13 protein-coding genes are annotated in these 16288 nt (G+C 69.7%); 2 read left to right on the forward strand and 11 right to left on the reverse strand.

Features of this window, described 5'->3' with window-relative positions; all coding sequences use genetic code 11:
- Window positions 1–16: 16 nt before the first annotated feature.
- Window positions 17–1750, forward strand: coding sequence for an AMP-dependent synthetase/ligase (locus FBY21_RS13180; RefSeq protein WP_142011541.1), 1734 nt, complete (start codon window positions 17–19; stop codon window positions 1748–1750).
- A gap of 136 nt (window positions 1751–1886) precedes the next feature.
- Here FBY21_RS13180 and FBY21_RS13185 read toward each other — a convergent pair whose 3' ends face one another.
- Window positions 1887–4958 (reverse strand): efflux RND transporter permease subunit, encoded by a 3072-nt coding sequence (locus tag FBY21_RS13185; RefSeq protein ID WP_142011543.1) that lies wholly within the window; start codon window positions 4956–4958, stop codon window positions 1887–1889.
- Window positions 4959–4964: 6 nt separating this feature from the next.
- Window positions 4965–6068: an efflux RND transporter periplasmic adaptor subunit gene (locus tag FBY21_RS13190; RefSeq protein ID WP_142011546.1), complete on the reverse strand. Its 1104-nt coding sequence runs from the start codon at window positions 6066–6068 to the stop codon at window positions 4965–4967.
- A 95-nt stretch (window positions 6069–6163) separates the two neighbouring features.
- Here FBY21_RS13190 and FBY21_RS13195 point away from each other — a divergent pair, with 95 nt between their 5' ends.
- Window positions 6164–6805: a TetR/AcrR family transcriptional regulator gene (locus FBY21_RS13195; RefSeq protein WP_044413195.1), complete on the forward strand. Its 642-nt coding sequence runs from the start codon at window positions 6164–6166 to the stop codon at window positions 6803–6805.
- A 16-nt stretch (window positions 6806–6821) separates the two neighbouring features.
- On the opposite strand, the gene FBY21_RS13200 is transcribed toward FBY21_RS13195, so the two are convergent.
- From FBY21_RS13200 to ppc, 9 genes are all read right to left on the reverse strand, one after another.
- Window positions 6822–8096: a cytochrome P450 gene (locus tag FBY21_RS13200; protein ID WP_142011548.1), complete on the reverse strand. Its 1275-nt coding sequence runs from the start codon at window positions 8094–8096 to the stop codon at window positions 6822–6824.
- 13 nt (window positions 8097–8109) lie between these two features.
- Window positions 8110–8892, reverse strand: a complete 783-nt coding sequence (locus tag FBY21_RS13205) for a class I SAM-dependent methyltransferase (RefSeq protein WP_142011550.1) — start codon at window positions 8890–8892, stop codon at window positions 8110–8112.
- Between the two features lie 55 nt (window positions 8893–8947).
- Entirely contained in the window at window positions 8948–9646 is a 699-nt protein-coding gene (locus FBY21_RS13210) for an extensin family protein (RefSeq protein ID WP_142011552.1), read from the reverse strand.
- Window positions 9643–10473, reverse strand: a complete 831-nt coding sequence (locus FBY21_RS13215; protein ID WP_142011554.1) for an isocitrate lyase/phosphoenolpyruvate mutase family protein — start codon at window positions 10471–10473, stop codon at window positions 9643–9645. The genes FBY21_RS13210 and FBY21_RS13215 overlap by 4 nt, the downstream gene beginning before the upstream one ends.
- Before the next feature lie 79 nt (window positions 10474–10552).
- Window positions 10553–11413 (reverse strand): DUF72 domain-containing protein, encoded by an 861-nt coding sequence (locus FBY21_RS13220; protein WP_142011556.1) that lies wholly within the window; start codon window positions 11411–11413, stop codon window positions 10553–10555.
- Entirely contained in the window at window positions 11413–11760 is a 348-nt protein-coding gene (locus FBY21_RS13225; RefSeq protein WP_142011558.1) for a hypothetical protein, read from the reverse strand. The genes FBY21_RS13220 and FBY21_RS13225 overlap by 1 nt, the downstream gene beginning before the upstream one ends.
- Before the next feature lie 130 nt (window positions 11761–11890).
- Window positions 11891–12571 (reverse strand): tRNA (adenosine(37)-N6)-threonylcarbamoyltransferase complex dimerization subunit type 1 TsaB, encoded by a 681-nt coding sequence (gene tsaB, locus FBY21_RS13230; protein ID WP_044413175.1) that lies wholly within the window; start codon window positions 12569–12571, stop codon window positions 11891–11893.
- Between the two features lie 87 nt (window positions 12572–12658).
- Window positions 12659–13306: an adenylate kinase gene (gene adk / locus FBY21_RS13235; RefSeq protein WP_107330362.1), complete on the reverse strand. Its 648-nt coding sequence runs from the start codon at window positions 13304–13306 to the stop codon at window positions 12659–12661.
- Between the two features lie 157 nt (window positions 13307–13463).
- A complete protein-coding gene (gene ppc, locus FBY21_RS13240) occupies window positions 13464–16103 on the reverse strand; it encodes a phosphoenolpyruvate carboxylase (protein WP_142011561.1) in 2640 nt (879 codons plus the stop codon).
- Window positions 16104–16288: the final 185 nt, after the last annotated feature.

Raw genomic sequence — 16288 nt, forward strand, 5'->3', positions numbered from 1 at the left:
GTACAGGAGGTGTTCGATGACGACGCAGCAACCGCCGACCGATCTCCCCAGCATCCCCGCCCTCCTCGCCTGGCGCGCCGAGCGCACGCCCGACTGGCCAGCCGCCCAGGTGCGTGCGGGCGGCACCTGGCGCAGCCTCGACTGGGGCGAAGTGGCCCGCCGCAGCGAGACCCTGGCCAGAGCCCTGGTCGCCGCAGGTGTCGAACCCGGCGACCGCGTGGCGATCTGGTGCCGCACCCGCCTGGAATGGAGCCTGCTGGACTTCGCCGTGCTGATGGTCGGCGCCGTCAGCGCCGGCCTCTACCCGAGCCTCACCCCGGCGCAGGCGGCCCAGCAGCTGCAGCGTGCGGATTGCCGGCTGCTGTTCGTCGAGCGCCTGGAGCAGGCCCATGGCGTCTCGCTGCCAGGCTTGCGCGTGGTGGCCATCGACACCGAGGAGGACGGCGCCGCGACGGGCCTGGACGCCTTCGCCGCCGAAGGTGACGGGGTGAGCGCCGAGCAGGTCAGCCCGCGCTGGCAGGCCCTCGACCGCCAGGCCCTGGCCAATCTGGTGTTCACCTCCGGCACCACCGGCGAGCCCAAGGCGGCCATGCTCAGCCACGGCAACCTGCTGGCCGCCATCGCCGCCTACCAGCTGCCGCCCCCTTGCTACACCGGTCTCGCCTTCCTGCCCATGGCCCATGTCGGCGAGCGGGTGATCGGTCACTACCAGCGCCTCTGGTGTGGCGCCCAGGCCGCCTACGTGCCGGACATCAACGACGTGCCCCGGGCCATCGCCGAGGTGCAACCGGACTTCTTCGGCAGCGTGCCTAGACTCTTCGAGAAGCTGCATGCCGCCGTCATGGCCCAACGTGAAGCCCTGCCAGCCAACAAGCGCCGCGTGCTCGACTGGGCCCTGCGCACCGGCATACGCCAGCGCGGCGGGCTGCGCCTGCAACTGGCCCGGCGCCTGGTGCTCGACGGCCTGCGTCAGCGCCTGTTCGGCTCGCGCGTCCGCGCGCTGGTCAGCGGTGGCGCACCGCTGGACGCCGAGCTGGTGAACTTCTTCGCCGCCCTCGGCCTGCCTCTGTACGAGGGCTGGGGGATGTCCGAATCCACCGCCTTTCTCACCAGCAACGAAGGCGGCCCGAGCAAAGCCGGCTCGGTGGGCCGGCCACTGCCCGGCGTGGAGGTGCGCATCGCCGACGACGGCGAGGTGCTGGTGCGCGGCCCCCAGGTGTTCCAGGGCTACTTCCAGCAACCGGAGAAGACCGCCGAAACCTTCACCCTCGATGGCTGGCTGCGCAGCGGCGACCTGGGGCGGATGGACGCCACCGGCTACCTCTGGCTGACCGGTCGCAAGAAGGAACTGATCATCACCGCCGGCGGCAAGAACATCGCCCCAGCGCCCATCGAGACGCGCCTCAAGCAACACCCGCTGGTGGAGCAGGCGCTGGTGCATGGCGACCGCCGCAAGCACCTCAGTGCCCTGCTCGCCCTGGAGCCGCAAAGCCTGGCCATCTGGGCGAAACGCCAGGGGCTGGCGGGCGATGCCGAAGCCTGGCGGCAGGCACCGGCGCTGCTGGCGGAGCTGCAAGGCCATATCGACACGATCAACGCCGAGCTGTCGCAAGTAGAGCGGATCAAGACCTGGGCCCTGCTGCCGCGCCTGCTCAGCCAGGAGCAGGGCGAACTGACGCCGACGCAGAAGCTCAAGCGCCCGGTGGTGGAGCGCAATTTCGCGTCGCTGCTGGATGGGATGTATCAGTAAGCAGGCTGGCGCCGAGCACCACGAGGCCCAACGCGCAGTGCCGAGGCGGGCATCGCAACGTTGGGCTTCATACCTCAGCCCAACCTACGGCCCGTCAGAACCGTAGGTTGGGTAGCCCATGCGGATGGCGTTGCCGTCAGGCCCGGGGCACTTCCTTGACCCTGAACCAGGCCGCGTAGAGCGCCGGCAGGAACAGCAGGGTCAGCGCCGTGGCGACGATCAGGCCGCCCATGATGGCCACCGCCATGGGGCCGAAGAACACGCTGCGCGACAGCGGGATCATTGCCAGCACCGCCGCCAGGGCGGTGAGCACGATGGGCCGGAAGCGCCGCACCGTGGCCTCGATGATGGCGTGCCAGCGGTCCAGGCCGGCGCTGATGTCCTGCTCGATCTGGTCCACGAGGATCACCGAGTTGCGCATGATCATCCCCGACAGGGCGATGGTGCCGAGCATCGCCACGAAGCCGAACGGCTGGCGGAACACCAGGAGGAACAGGGTCACGCCGATCAGCCCCAGGGGCGCGGTGAGGAACACCATGGCCGAGCGCGAGAAGCTCTTGAGCTGCAACATCAGCAGCGTCAACACCACCACGATGAACAGCGGCACACCGGCGTTGACCGACTTCTGCCCGCGCGCGGAGTCCTCCACCGTGCCGCCCACCTCCAGCAGGTAGCCGCTGGGCAGCTCGGCGCGGATCGGGTCGAGGGTCGGCTGGATCTGCGTCACCAGGCTGGCCGGCAGCGACTTGTCGTAGATGTCGGCGCGCACGGTGACCGTCGGCAGGCGGTTGCGGTGCCAGATGATGCCTTCCTCGAAGCCGTATTCCAGGGTCGCCACCTGGGACAGCGGCACGCTGCGGCCGCTGTCGGTGGGCACCGCCAGGCTCGGCAGCAGGGCCAGTTCCTCGCGCTCGCGCGGGGTGCCGCGCAGGAGGATGTCGATCAGCTCGTTGTCCTCGCGGTACTGGCTGACGGTGCTGCCGCTGAGGGAACTCTGCAGGAAGCGCGACAGGTCGGCGGTGCTCACGCCCAGGGCACGGGCGCGGTCCTGGTCGATGTTCAGCCGCACCACCTTGCTCGGCTCCTCCCAGTCCAGGTGCACGTTCACCACGTGGGGGTTCTCGCGCACCTTGTCGGCCACCTTACGGGCCAGGGCGCGGACCTCGTCGATGTGCTCGCCGGACACGCGGAACTGCACCGGGTACCCCACCGGCGGGCCGTTCTCCAGGCGGGACACGCGGGTGCGCACCGCCGGGAACTCGTCGTTGAGCACCTGGATCAGCCAGCTGCGTACCGCCTCGCGGTCCTCGATGGTCTTGGCCAGCACCACGAACTGGGCAAAGCTCGCCGCCGGCAACTGCTGGTCGAGGGGCAGGTAGAAGCGCGGCGATCCGGTGCCCACGTAGGCCACGTAGTTGTCGATGCCGGGGTGGTCCTTGAGCAGCGCCTCCAGGCGCGCGGCCTCGGCTTCGGTGTTGAGCAGGGACGCGCCCTCACCCAGCTTGAGGTCCACCATCAGCTCCAGGCGCCCGGAGGCGGGGAAGAACTGCTGGGGCACGAAACGGAACAAGGCGATGGAGGCGACGAACGCCACCAGGGTCAGCACGATGACCGTCTTGCGCCGGCGTACGCACCACTCCACCACCCGCCGCACGCGCTGGTAGAAGGGCGTGGCGTAGGGGTCGTGGGCGCCGTCGCCGCCGTGCTTCTCGGCGTGGCGCTTGGCCAGGTCGGGCAGCAGCCGATCCCCCAGGTAGGGCACGAACATCACGGCGGCGATCCAGGACACCAGCAGGGCGATGGTCACCACCTGGAAGATCGAGCGGGTGTACTCGCCGGTGCCGGACTGGGCGGTGGCGATGGGCAGGAAGCCGGCGGCGGTGATCAGGGTGCCGGTGAGCATGGGGAAGGCGGTGCTGGTCCAGGCGAAGCTGGCCGCCTTGAGGCGGTCGTAGCCCTGCTCCATCTTGATGGCCATCATCTCCACCGCGATGATCGCGTCGTCCACCAGCAGGCCCAGGGCCAGCACCAGCGCGCCGAGGGAAATCTTGTGCAGGCCGATGCCGAAGTAGTGCATCGCGGCGAAGGTCATCGCCAGCACCAGCGGGATGGACAGCGCCACCACCAGGCCGGTGCGCAGGCCGAGGGAGAAGAAGCTCACCAGCAGCACGATGATCAGCGCCTCGGTGAGCACGCGGACGAACTCGCCCACGCCGGTCTTCACCGCCGCCGGCTGGTCGGACACCTTGCGCAGCTGCATGCCGGCCGGGAGGGTTTCCTGCAGGCGGGCGAACTCGCCCTCCAGGGCCTGGCCGAGGACCAGGATGTCGCCCCCGGCTTTCATCGAGACCGCGAGGCCAATGGCGTTCTCGCCCATGAAGCGCATGCGCGGCGCCGGCGGGTCGTTGAAGCCCCGGCGCACTTCGGCCACGTCACCGATGCGGAAGGTGCGGTCCCCCACGCGGATGGGGAAGTCGCGGATCTCCTTCACCGAATCGAAGCGTCCGCTCACCCGCAGTTGCACGCGGTCGGTGGGTGTCTCGAAGAAGCCGGCGGCCGCCACGGCGTTCTGCTCTTCCAGCGCCTGCTGCACGGCGGCCAGCGGCAGGCCGAGGGTCGCGGCCTTGGTATTGGAGAGCTCGATCCAGATCTTCTCGTCCTGCAGGCCGATCAGCTCGACCTTGCCCACGTCCTTCACCCGCTGCAGTTGCAGCTGGATGCGGTCGGCGTAGTCCTTGAGCACGGCGTAGTCGAAACCCTCGCCAGTGAGGGCGTAGATGTTGCCGAAGGTGGTGCCGAACTCATCGTTGAAGAACGGACCCTGGATGCCCTGGGGCAGGGTGTAGCGGATGTCGTTGATCTTCTTGCGAACCTGGTACCAGAGCTCGGGAATCTCGTTGGAGTGCATCGAGTCCCGTGCCAGGAAGGTGACCTGGGATTCACCCGGCCGAGAGAACGACACGATGCGGTCGTACTCGCCGGTTTCCATGAGCTTCTTCTCGATGCGCTCGGTGACCTGGCGGGAGACCTCTTCGGCGCTGGCGCCGGGCCAATTGGTGCGGATCACCATGGCCTTGAAGGTGAAGGGCGGGTCTTCGCTCTGCCCCAGCTTGGAGTACGACAGGGCACCGACGATACCCAGGAGCAACATGACGTAGAGGACGATCTGGCGGTTCTTCAGCGCCCAGGCGGAAAGGTTGAAGTTCACCGTGCCTTACTCCTTGGCCACCAGCTTCACCGCGCGGTTGGCGCGGTCCACGGGGCGGACTTCCTGCCCCTCGCGCAGCACCTGGACGCCGGCTGCGACGACCCAGTCCTGGGCCTTCAGCCCGTCCAGCACCGGCACCCGGTCCTCGCCATAGGGACCGACCTGAACGGCGCGCCGCACCAGGGTGGAGGTGGCAGGATCGACCACCCAGACGAACGGGGTGCCGGCCTCGGCCGTCAGCGCCGACAGCGGCACCGAGAGGGTCTCCGCTCCCACGCCCTTGACGTAGACGCGCGCGCTCTGGCCCAGCTCCGCCGGCACCTGGCCGGCGGTGAAGGCGACCCGCGCGGCGAAGGTCCGCGACTGCTGGTCCGCAGCCGGCGCCAGTTCACGGATGCGCGCCGGCAGCTGCCGGCCCGGCTGGGACCACAGCTCCACGGCCACCGGCTGGTCCACCTTGAAGCGGTCGATGGCGTGCTCGGGCAGGCTGATCAGCACTTCGCGCTCGCCGTCGGCGGCCAGGCTGAAGACCGTCTGCCCGGCGGCCACCACCTGGCCCACCTCGGCACGGCGGGAGGCGATCACTCCATCCTGGGAGGCGCGCAGCACGGCGTAGTCCGCCTGGTTGCTGGCGACGTTGTACTCGGCCTTGATCTGCTTGAGGCGCGCCTCGCCGGCGCGGTACTGGTTCTCGACGTTGTCGAACTGCGACTGGCTGATGAGCTTGCGCTCCAGCAGGGTGCGGTAGCGGTCACGCTCGGCACGCACCAGTTGCAGGTTGGCTTCGGCGGCCGCGACCTGGGCACGGGTCGCCTCCAGTTGCAGGCGTACGTCCTGGGGGTCCAGCTCGGCCAGGGGCTGGTCCTTCTTCACCCGGTCCCCCACCTCCACCAGACGGCGGGTGATCTTGCCGCCGATGCGGAAGGCCAGGTCCGGCTCGTAGCGGGCGCGCACCTCGCCGGCGTAGGTGTCCACGGCGTCCGCCGCGGGTTGAGGTTGCACCACCATGGCCGGGCGGATGGTAGGCTGCGCGCTTTCACCATTGCCACAGGCACCAAGGAGAAGGGACAGCGACACGGGCAGAGCGAGGGACAGAGCATGGCGGTGCATGGTGAATGACCTTTCGCGACGTACGGTTTTTTGAATATTTATACTGCCCGGTATAGTAAAAATAGCGAACTCACCAGTCCAGTATTAACGAGAAAATGTCAGACAATTCTTTGCAGAGCAGCGGCCCGGGGCGCCCGAAGGATCCGGCGAAACGCGCAGCGATCCTTGAGGCGGCGAAATCGCTGTTCCTCAGCAAGGGCTACGACGGCAGCAGTATGGACGCTATCGCCGCGGAAGCCGGGGTCTCCAAGCTCACGGTCTACAGCCACTTCACCGACAAGGAGACGCTGTTCTCCGCCGCCGTGAAGGCCAAGTGCGAGGAGCAATTGCCGGAGCTGCTGTTCCAGCTGCCCCACGACGGCACCATCGAGAGCGTGCTGCTGAACATCGGCCGGGGCTTCCATGCGCTGATCAACAGCCGCGAATCCATCGAGCTGCACCGCCTGATGGTGGCGCTGGGCGCGCAGGACCCGAAGCTCTCGCGGCTGTTCTTCGACGCCGGCCCACAACGCATCCTCAACGAGATGGAGCGCCTGCTGGCCCGCGCCAACGACGCCGGCAAGCTGCGCATCGACAAGCCGTTGAACGCCGCCGAGCACTTCTTCTGCCTGATCAAGGGCGGGCACAACTTCCGTCTGCTGATTGGCTGCTGCACCGCGCTGGAAGGGCCAGGCGCCGAGCAGCACGTGCAGGAAGTGGTGGAGCTGTTCCTCAAGGCCTACCGGGCCGAGGCCTGAGGAGCGCGCCCGGCGCTCAGCGCCGGTGCAGGCGCACCCGTGCGCGGCGGGGCCTCAGGGAGAACCAGCCCTGGGGCTCGATCGCCCCGAGCGGCTCCACGTCCCAGTGGGTGACCCACCAGGCCAGGGATACCGCCACATCGAGCATCGCCATGGCCGTGCCGGGGCAGGCCCGGTCGCCCAGGCCGAAGGGGAAGTACGCGCCTTTCGGCCAGGTGGCCGGCTCCAGGAAACGTTGCGGCCGGAAGGCCAGCGGCTCGTCGAACCAGCGCGGATCGCGGTGGGTGATCCAGCTGGACAGCATGAGGATGTCGCCCTTCCGCAGCGTCTGCCCGAACACCTCGGTGTCGGCCGTCAATTGCCGCGGCACCAGGCCGTAGGCCGGCGGGTACAGGCGCAGGCTCTCCTGGATCACCGCCCGCAGCAGCGGGCAACCCCGCAGGTCCGCCACGCCCTCGATGCGTGACCAGTCGACGCCAGCCAGCTCCTGCCGCAATGCCGCCAGCACCTCGGGGTGCCGGGCCAGCATCAGCAGCGTCCAGGTCAGGGTCACCCCGGTGGACTGGTGACCGGCCATGAGCAGGGTCGCCAGTTCGTCGCGCTGTGCCGCCAGCGGGCGCGGCGACTGCTCGGCGATACCGGCGACCACCGCCTGCAGACGCCCCAGGGCCCAGCGCTTGCGCGGGCAGAGCTTGCTGGGGAACCAGTGCCCGAGGGGAATGCCCGTGCTGGTCTCCAGCAACGCCACCCGCGAGAGCAGGCGCACCGCCCGGGCGATGTCGAAGGCCTGGTCGCGCAGGTCCGTGCCGAACAGTGCGTGGCCGGTGAGCGTGGCGCTGTAGGCCGCCATCTGCAGGTCGAGATCGACTTCGCCACCGTCTTCCAGCCCCTGCCCCCAGCGCTCGGCCAGTTGCAGGATCTCCAGCGGCTGCGGCGCGGCAATGTGCGGGCGAACGGCCTTGCGCTGGGCCTGGGCGGGTGGCCCCTCGCGCATCATGAAGCTGCGCCCGTTCCACTGGCGCATCATGCACAGGCTCGGCTCCCAGCGCCGCAACAGGGCACGGTGCTCGACCAGCGCCTGGTGCACGGCCTCGGGGTGGAACAGGCACCACACCCGGTTCAGGCCCATGCGCGAGACGGCCATGTCGGGCTGCTCGGCGTGCACCTGCGCCAACCAGGCCAGCGGGTCACGCTGCAGCGCCAGCCAGTGCCGCGCACCGGCACGCTGGTCATCGACCCAGGGCAGGCGCGCCAGGGTGCGGCGGATGGGGCAACGCAGCGTGTCGTCCATGAGCACCTCGCACTCAGCCCTTGGCGAGGGCTTTCTTCGGGTAGATGTCGTAGCGGCTGGATTTGCCTTCCAGGGCGTAGCTCGGCTTCGGCCCGTCGATGATCGGCGCCTTGCGGGGGCGCTTCACCACCACCCGGTGGCTAGCCAGCTCCAGGGCGGCAGCCAGCAGGGCCGGGGCGTCCAGGTCATCCCCCACCAGGGGACGGAACAGGCGCATCTCCTTCTTCACCAGGGCGCTCTTGTCCCGGTGCGGGAACATCGGGTCGAGGTAGATCACCTGGGGCGGCTCGTCCGTCCACTCGGCCATGCGGGTGATCGCATTGCCGGTCAGCAGGTGCAGGCGGGCGGCGATGGGGGCCACGTCAAGATCGCGTGCAGCGCGAGCCAGGCCATCTTCCAGCAGGGCCGCCACCAGCGGCTGGCGCTCGATCAGGTGCACTTCGCAGCCCAGGCTGGCGAGCACGAAGCCATCGCGCCCGAGCCCCGCCGTGGCGTCCAGTACCCGAGGCCGAATACCGGGCTGGATGCCCACCGCCTTGGCGATCATCTGCCCTGCCCCGCCGCCGAACTGGCGCCGATGCGCCGCAGCCCCTTCGACGAAATCCACCCGTACCGGGCCGGGCGCGCCCGACCCCAGCTCCACCAGTTGCAGGCCGTCGTCGCCCAGCTGCAGGGCGAAGCCCGCTTCGCCGTCCAGGGGCAGGCCCAGGCGCTCGGCCCAAGCCCGAGCCTCGGCCTCCAGGTGAGGCACCAGGGCCTCGACCCTTACCCGGGCCGTTTGCTGCTCGTCGTTCATCAGGGGTTCCACCGAATCGAATGGGCGGCATTTTGCCAGAGCCGGCTGCCCGGGGTCAGCGGCACTGGCGGAACAGCCCCATGTCGAGGTGGAAGTGATCGCGGTGGGCCGCGTTGTAATCCGGCCCCAGGGTGACGTGGAAGGTGTCGCAGGCGGCCTGGTGCGCCCGGTGCAGGAAGCGTGCGGCATCGCCCTGGCCGCTCCAGTCGCGGGCTACGCTGATGCGCCGACCATCGGCCAGCTGGAAGCCGGCGATGTCCAGGGCATTGGCGTAGGCGTGCTGGCTGCGGCGCTGGCTGGTGCCGATGTTGCGGCAGGCGAAGCTGCCCAGGTGCTCCACCCGCGCCACCGGCTGGCCGAACACCTCGCGGGCCGCCGGCTGCAGGCCATGCCGCTCGAACAGCGCCCAGCCCACCGCCACTTCGCAGGTGGCCAGGAAGCTGCTGCTGAAGCGCACGCCGGATGCGCTCACACGCACCGCGTTGTCCACCGGGCAGCCCGGCGCCGGCACGCTGTCGGGCACCGCCTGGTAGCGTATCCCCGCGCTGTCCAGGGCCTGCTTGCAGAGCTGGGGGTCGGCCTGCAGGCGCATCAGCTTGAAGGAGGTCAGCAGGTTCGGCGGCTCACGCACGTCCAGCGGGGCCCAGGGGTTCCAGCGCGGGGGCACCTCGATCCAGCCCTGCCTCACCGCCAGCGGCAGCAGCACCAGCGCCAGGACGAGGCCCCCGCCCAGCACCCGCCCGCGTCGACTCATCGGGCAGGAAACAGCGCGTTGATCCGGTCGAACGGCATCGCTTGCTGGGCCGCGGACAGGTCATGCCCATGGAGCTGGCGCGCCGCCTCGAAGAACGCGCCGTAGGCCACCCGCGCCAGGTTGGACCCCAGGCTGACCCGACGCACGCCCAGTGCGGCCAGTTCGTCGAGGGTCAACGCCAGCGCCGGCGAGCCCACCAGGATATTGACCGGCTTGGGGGCGACGGCGGCCACCACCTCGGCGATCTGTTCGCGGGTGGTCAGGCCGGGGGCGTAGAGCACATCGGCGCCGGCCTCGGCATAGGCCACCAGGCGGCGCAGGGTGTCGTCCAGGTCCGGCCGGCCATGCAGGAAGTTCTCCGCCCGTGCAGCGAGGGTGAAGGGGAACGGCAGCGCCCGCGCGGCCTCGACGGCCGCCTGGATGCGCTCCAGGGCCAGCCCGGCATCGTAGATGGGCGCGTCCGGCCGGCCGCTGGCGTCTTCGATGGAGCCACCGACCAGGCCGGCTTCCGCTGCCAGTCGCAGGGTCTCGGCGCAGGCTTCGGGGCTGTCGCCGTAGCCGTTCTCCAGGTCGGCCGCCACCGGCAACGGCGTGGCCTCGACGATGGCGCGGGCATTGGCCAGGGCCTCTTCGCGGCTCACCGCCCCTTCCGCATCCCGCCGCCCAAGGGAAAACGCCAGGCCGGCGCTGGTGGTGGCCAGGGCCTTGAAGCCCAGGTGCGCCAGCATGCGGGCGGAACCGGCATCCCAGGGGTTGGGCAGGACCAGCAGGTCCGGCCCCTGGTGCAGGGCGGCGAAGTCTCGGGCGCGTTGGCTCTGGTCAGTCATGGGGGGTCGCTCCATCGAAGGCGGGGAGGCCCGACCTTACCCCAGGGGAACGGGAGCGGACAGATACAGTGCCCGGGGATCAGAGCAGCTCGAACTGTTCCGCTGCCGGGGCCACCTCGGGCTCGACCAGGGCGGGCAGGCCCGGCAGGCGTCCCATCAGGCCGTCGTGGAAGCGCCTGGCCTGGGCGGCGGCCAGGTGGTTGTCGGGGGTGTGCAGGAACACGTAGGGCGTGAAGCCCTCCTCGATCCAGCCGGCCACCTTGTCCAGCCAGGGCTCCAGCCACACCTGGTTGGCGTCGAGGTCAGGGCCGCCGATGAAGCGCACCTGCGGGGCGCGGCTGAACGCCGCCGGGCGCACCGGTACACGTGGCTTCTTCGATTGCGCGTGGCGAACGGCCGGGTCGTCGGACTCACAGGCGAACAAGGCCCGGGAATCCAGGCAGATGCGCTCCACACCACGCTCATGGAGCAGGCGGTTCAGGGCCTTCTCCTCCTCGCCCCGGGCGAAGAAAGCGTTGTTGCGCACCTCCACCGCCACGGCGCGGTGGGAGAAGGTATCGAGCCAGTCCGCCAGCTCGCCGAGTCGCTGTGGCCCGAAGCTGGCCGGCAGTTGCAGCCAGAGCGGCGCGACCCGCCCACCGAGCGGTTCGAGCAGGTGCAGGAAGGCCTGGGTGGCCTCGACCTTGTCCCGCAGGTCGCCTTCGTGGCTGATGTCCCGGGGCAGCTTGGCGCAGAAGCGGAAGCCCTCCGGCATCCGCTCGGCCCATTGCTGCAGGGTGGCGGGCGCGGGACGGGCATAGAAGGTGGTGTTGCCCTCGACGGCGTTGAACACCCGGGCGTAGTGCTCCAGGGTTTCCGCCGGGCGGACGTCGTCGGGGTAGAGGGAACCGCGCCAGGCTGGCTCGTTCCAGGACGGGCAGCCGAGGAAGTACGGCAGCATCAGGCGTAGAGGTCGAGTCCGAGGACTTCCGGCGCGTCGGCTTCGGAGGCGAAGCTGGCCGTGGAGCTGTAGCTGGCGATGGCCTGGTAGGCCCGGTTGCTGAGGTTGCGCGCGGCGGGTTGCTGCAGATCCTGGGGACGGGCCGGCAGGGAATTGCTGCTGGCATTGCCCGCCTCCACCTTGCGGGGCTGGGCGACCTGTTCGAAACCCTGGGTATTGCCGGGGCTGGACGGCGTATCACGGCGCGCTTCGACCTCGCGCTGCACCTCGCGGAAAGCATTGGTCGCGCTGCCCTGGCGAGGGCTGCGGTCCAGCGAGATGGAGGAGGTGAAACCGTCGATGCGCATTGCGAGCTTCTGCTGTCCCTAAAGGCGGGCGTGAACGGAGTGGAATCTAGCCGGGCGCCGGGTGATTTTCAATCGGCACGGACGTCCGGCCATACCGGCCGTCGCCTATGGCGACCGCCGATGTTTCCCCTCAGACCGGCGCCTTGGGGGTGGCCACGTTGTCACGCAGGTACACCGGCTGCGCCGCGTCGGCCGCGACGGCCTCGCCACGGGCCCAGGCAAAGCCGGCCAGGGCGAGCAGGTCCTGGGCGTGGGGCAGCAGGGCCGCGTCGCGCCCCTGGGTCGGCACCGCCAGGCGCTCGCCGTAGGTGCCCCAGCCGGTGCCGGCACCGAACCAGTCGCCCGCTGCATCGCGGGGCAGCGCCACCTGCTCCGGCGGCAGGACCGCCTCGACACCGGCCAGGCGCATCTCGCCGGCTTCCAGGCGGTAGCAGCCCCAGTAGACCTCGTCCATGCGCGCGTCGATGGCGGCGGCCACCTGGGTCACGCCCTGCTCCCGGTGGGCACGCTGGGCCAGCACCGCGAGGTTGGAAACCGGCAGTACCGGGCGCTCGAGGGCGAATGCCAGCCCCTGGACCACGCCGATGGCGATGCGCACCCCGGTGAAGGCACCCGGGCCACGGCCGAAGGCGATGGCGTCCACGGCGGACAGGGCGACCCCGGCCTCGCCCAGCAGGTCCTGGATCATGGGCAGCAGGCGCTGGGCGTGCTGCCGGGGAATCACCTCGTAATGGCTGAGCACGCGCCCTTCATGCAGGAGGGCGACGGAACAGGCTTCGGTGGCGGTATCCAGGGCCAGCAGGGTGGTCATCGGGGCATCCAGGTGAGCGAAAAAAGGCGCGCATTATAAACGCCAACGGCCCGCAAGCGGGCCGTTGGTCGGGATGATCGCGAGGGATCAGGACAGGGCGGCGAACACCTTGGCGGTGATCTCGTCGACGCTGCCCACGCCGGCGACGGCGCTGTACTTCGGCGTGCCTTCGGCGGCCGACAGCTTCTGGTAGAAGTCCACCAGCGGCTTGGTCTGGGAGTGGTACACGGAGAGGCGATGACGCACGGTCTCCTCGGTGTCGTCTTTGCGCTGCACCAGCTCTTCACCGGTGACGTCGTCCTTGCCCGCGACCTTAGGCGGGTTGTAGACGACGTGGTAGACGCGGCCACTGGCCTCGTGCACACGGCGACCGGCGATGCGCTGGACGATCTCCTCGTCATCGACGGCGATCTCGACCACGTGGTCGATGCTCACGCCTGCTTCCTTCATGGCCTCGGCCTGGGGAATGGTGCGCGGGAAGCCATCGAACAGGAAGCCGTTGGCGCAATCGGGCTGGGCAATGCGTTCCTTGACCAGGTTGATGATCAGGTCGTCGGACACCAGGCCACCTGCATCCATCACGCTCTTGGCCTTCAGGCCCAGCTCGGTACCGGCCTTCACGGCGGCACGCAGCATGTCGCCGGTGGAGATTTGCGGGATGGAGAATTTCTTGGTGATGAAACCAGCCTGGGTACCTTTGCCGGCACCGGGCGCCCCCAGCAGAATCACGCGCATCGATGTGCTCCTCAAGAATTGTTTTGAAGTCTTCGGATTCGCCTCGTGGGGCCAATCTCAGTATCGGTTTCGGCGTCTTCGAGCGGCCAAAAGGTTGCTCAAGATACACAGCACCCCTATAGCGCACAAGCCGTCGAAAGTCGGAGCAAAAGGCCCTCTAGCCGGTGTTCCGCAGGCCCGCCGCGATGCCCGCCACGCTCACCAGCAAGGCCAGCTGCAGGGGGTCTTCCACACGGCTCCCGGCCGCTCTGGAACGGGCCAGGAGCTCGGTCTGCAGCAGGTGAAGCGGGTCCAGGTAGATATTCCGCACGCCGATGGCCTCGCGGGTCTCCGGACTGAGGGCGAGCAGCTCGGAATGGCCGGTCACACGCAGTACCGATGTACAGGCCTGCGACAATAGGTCGCGTAAATGCGCACCCAGCGGACGCAGGCCATTTTCCACCAGACGTTCGTCGTAGAGCGCCGCGATCGGCGCGTCGGCTTTGGCCAGGACCATCTCCAGCATGTCGATGCGGGTGGCGAAGAACGGCCAGCCCTCGCGCATGTGCTGCAGCAACGGCCCCTCGCCCCGCGCCTCGGCGCCCTGCAATGCACGCTCCCAGCCCAGCCAGGCCGGCAGCATCAGCCGCGTCTGGGTCCAGGCGAAGATCCAGGGGATCGCCCGCAGGCTCTCGATACCGCCGGCCCGGCGCTTGGCCGGCCGACTGCCCAGGGGCAGCCGCCCCAGCTCCTGCTCGGGCGTGGCCTGGCGGAAGTACTCGACGAACAGCGGGTGCCCGCGCACCACGTCGCGATAGCCGGCCAGGCCATCAGCGGCCAGCCGGTCCATGGCCTCGCGCCAGGCTGGCTCGGGCTCCGGCGGCGGCAGCAGGGTCGCCTCCAGCACGGCGGCCAGGTAGAGGTTGAGGTTCTGCTCGGCGATGTCGGGCAGGCCGAACTTGAAGCGGATCATCTCGCCCTGCTCGGTGGTGCGGAAACGCCCCGCCACCGAACCCGGTGGCTGCGACAGGATGGCCGCGTGGGCCGGGCCGCCGCCGCGCCCCACCGTACCGCCCCGGCCATGGAACAGCAGCAGTTCGACGCCATGCCGGGCGCACACCTGCACCAGTGCTTCCTGGGCACGGTACTGGGCCCAGGCGGCGGCGGTGGTGCCGGCGTCCTTGGCCGAGTCGGAGTAGCCGATCATCACTTCCTGCGGGCCGCACAGGCGCGCGCGGTAGTCCGCCAGGCCCAGCAGCCGGTCGATGGTCGGCGCGGCGTTGTCCAGGTCCGCCAGGGTCTCGAACAGCGGGACCACGCGGATCGGTCGTTGCAGCCCGGCCTCCTTCAGCAGCAGTTGCACGGCGAGCACGTCCGAGGCCGCCCCCGCCATGGAGATCACGTAGGAGCCAAGGGACGCCGCCGGCGCCTGGGCCACCACGCGGCAGGTGGCGAGCACCTCGGCGGTGTCCTCGCCGGGCTGGTGATGGGGCGGCAGCAGCGGGCGCGGGTTGGCCAGCTCGCGCTGGAGGAAGGCCAGGCGCGTGTCCTCGTCCCATTGGCTGTAGTCGCCCAGCCCGAGGTAGTCGGTGATCTCCGCCAGGGCGGCGCGGTGGCGGGCCGAGTCCTGGCGCACGTCCAGGCGCACCAGGAACAGGCCGAAGGTGGCCGCGCGGCGCAGGCAATCCAGCAGCGCGCCATCGGCGATCACGCCCATGCCGCAGGCATGCAGCGAGCGGTGGCAGAGTTCCAGCGGTTGCAGCAGGTCTTCGTTGTCCTGCAGCACATCGGTGCCGGGCAGCCGCTCGCCGTCCAGCGCGGCCTGGGCCCAAGCACGGGTGGCGCGCAGGCGCTCGCGCAGTTGCTTGAGCAAGGCACGGTAGGGCTCGGCCTGTTCGCCGCCGACGCACGCCAGCAATTCATCGCTGGCGCGTTGCATGGACAGCTCGGCCGCCAGGTGATCGACGTCCCGCAGGTACAGGTCGGCCGCCATCCAGCGGGCCAGCAGCAGCACCTGGCGGGTCACCGCTGCGGTGACGTTGGGGTTGCCGTCGCGGTCGCCGCCCATCCACGAGGCGAAGCGCACGGGCGCGGCGCGCAGGGGCAGGTGTTCGCCAGTGGCGGCGAACAGCGCCTGGTCGGCCTTGCGCAGCACGTTGGGCAGCGCTTGCCAGAGGGAATGCTCGATCACCGCGAAGCCCCACTTGGCCTCGTCCACGGGGGTCGGCCGCTGGCGGCGGATCTCGTCGGTGTGCCAGGCCTCGGCGATCAGCCGGCGCAACGCCAGGTGCACGGACTCGCGTTCCGCGTCGGTGAGGTCGTCATGGTCCAGGCGGGCCAGCTGCGCCGCCATGGCGTCGTACTTCTGGATCAGCGTCCGCCGGGCCACCTCGGTGGGGTGGGCGGTGAGCACCAGTTCGATGTCCAGCGTCGCCACCTGGCGGGCCAGCGCATCGGGGGCGTGGCCGGCCTGGCGCAGGCGCTGCAGCAGTTCCGGCAGCACGCGCTGCTCGAACGCCAGCGGCTCACCCGGCGCCTGGCGGCGTACCCGGTGGTACTGCTCGGCGATGTTGGCCAGGTTGAGGAACTGGTTGAAGGCACGGGCCACCGGCAGCAGCTCGTCGGTGGTGAGGTCGGCGAAGGACGCCTCCAGCCGCTGGCGCCCTTCTGCCACCCCCTGGCGCGCGGCCTTGGCGCCCTTGCGGATGCGCTCGATCTTCTCCAGGAAGGCATCGCCCCACTGGTCACGGATGGTGTCACCCAGCAGTTCGCCGAGCAGGTGGACGTCTTCACGCAGGCGCGGGTCGATCTCCGCCATGGCAGGCCTCTCCGGTAAAGGGCAAGGGAGTTCCAGAGTGCCCACGGCAAGCAGCACTGGCAAGACCGCCGCTCTACCACGCGCCACCTGCGCTCCGGCTCGCTGCGGTCAAGGGCTGTGACCCTGCCTCGTAAATTTTCTTGAACATTTTCGACAGGCGGCCGGTCACACCCCATAAGCCAGGT

This window comes from Pseudomonas sp. SLBN-26 (assembly GCF_006715895.1).
Lineage (GTDB): Bacteria > Pseudomonadota > Gammaproteobacteria > Pseudomonadales > Pseudomonadaceae > Metapseudomonas > Metapseudomonas otitidis.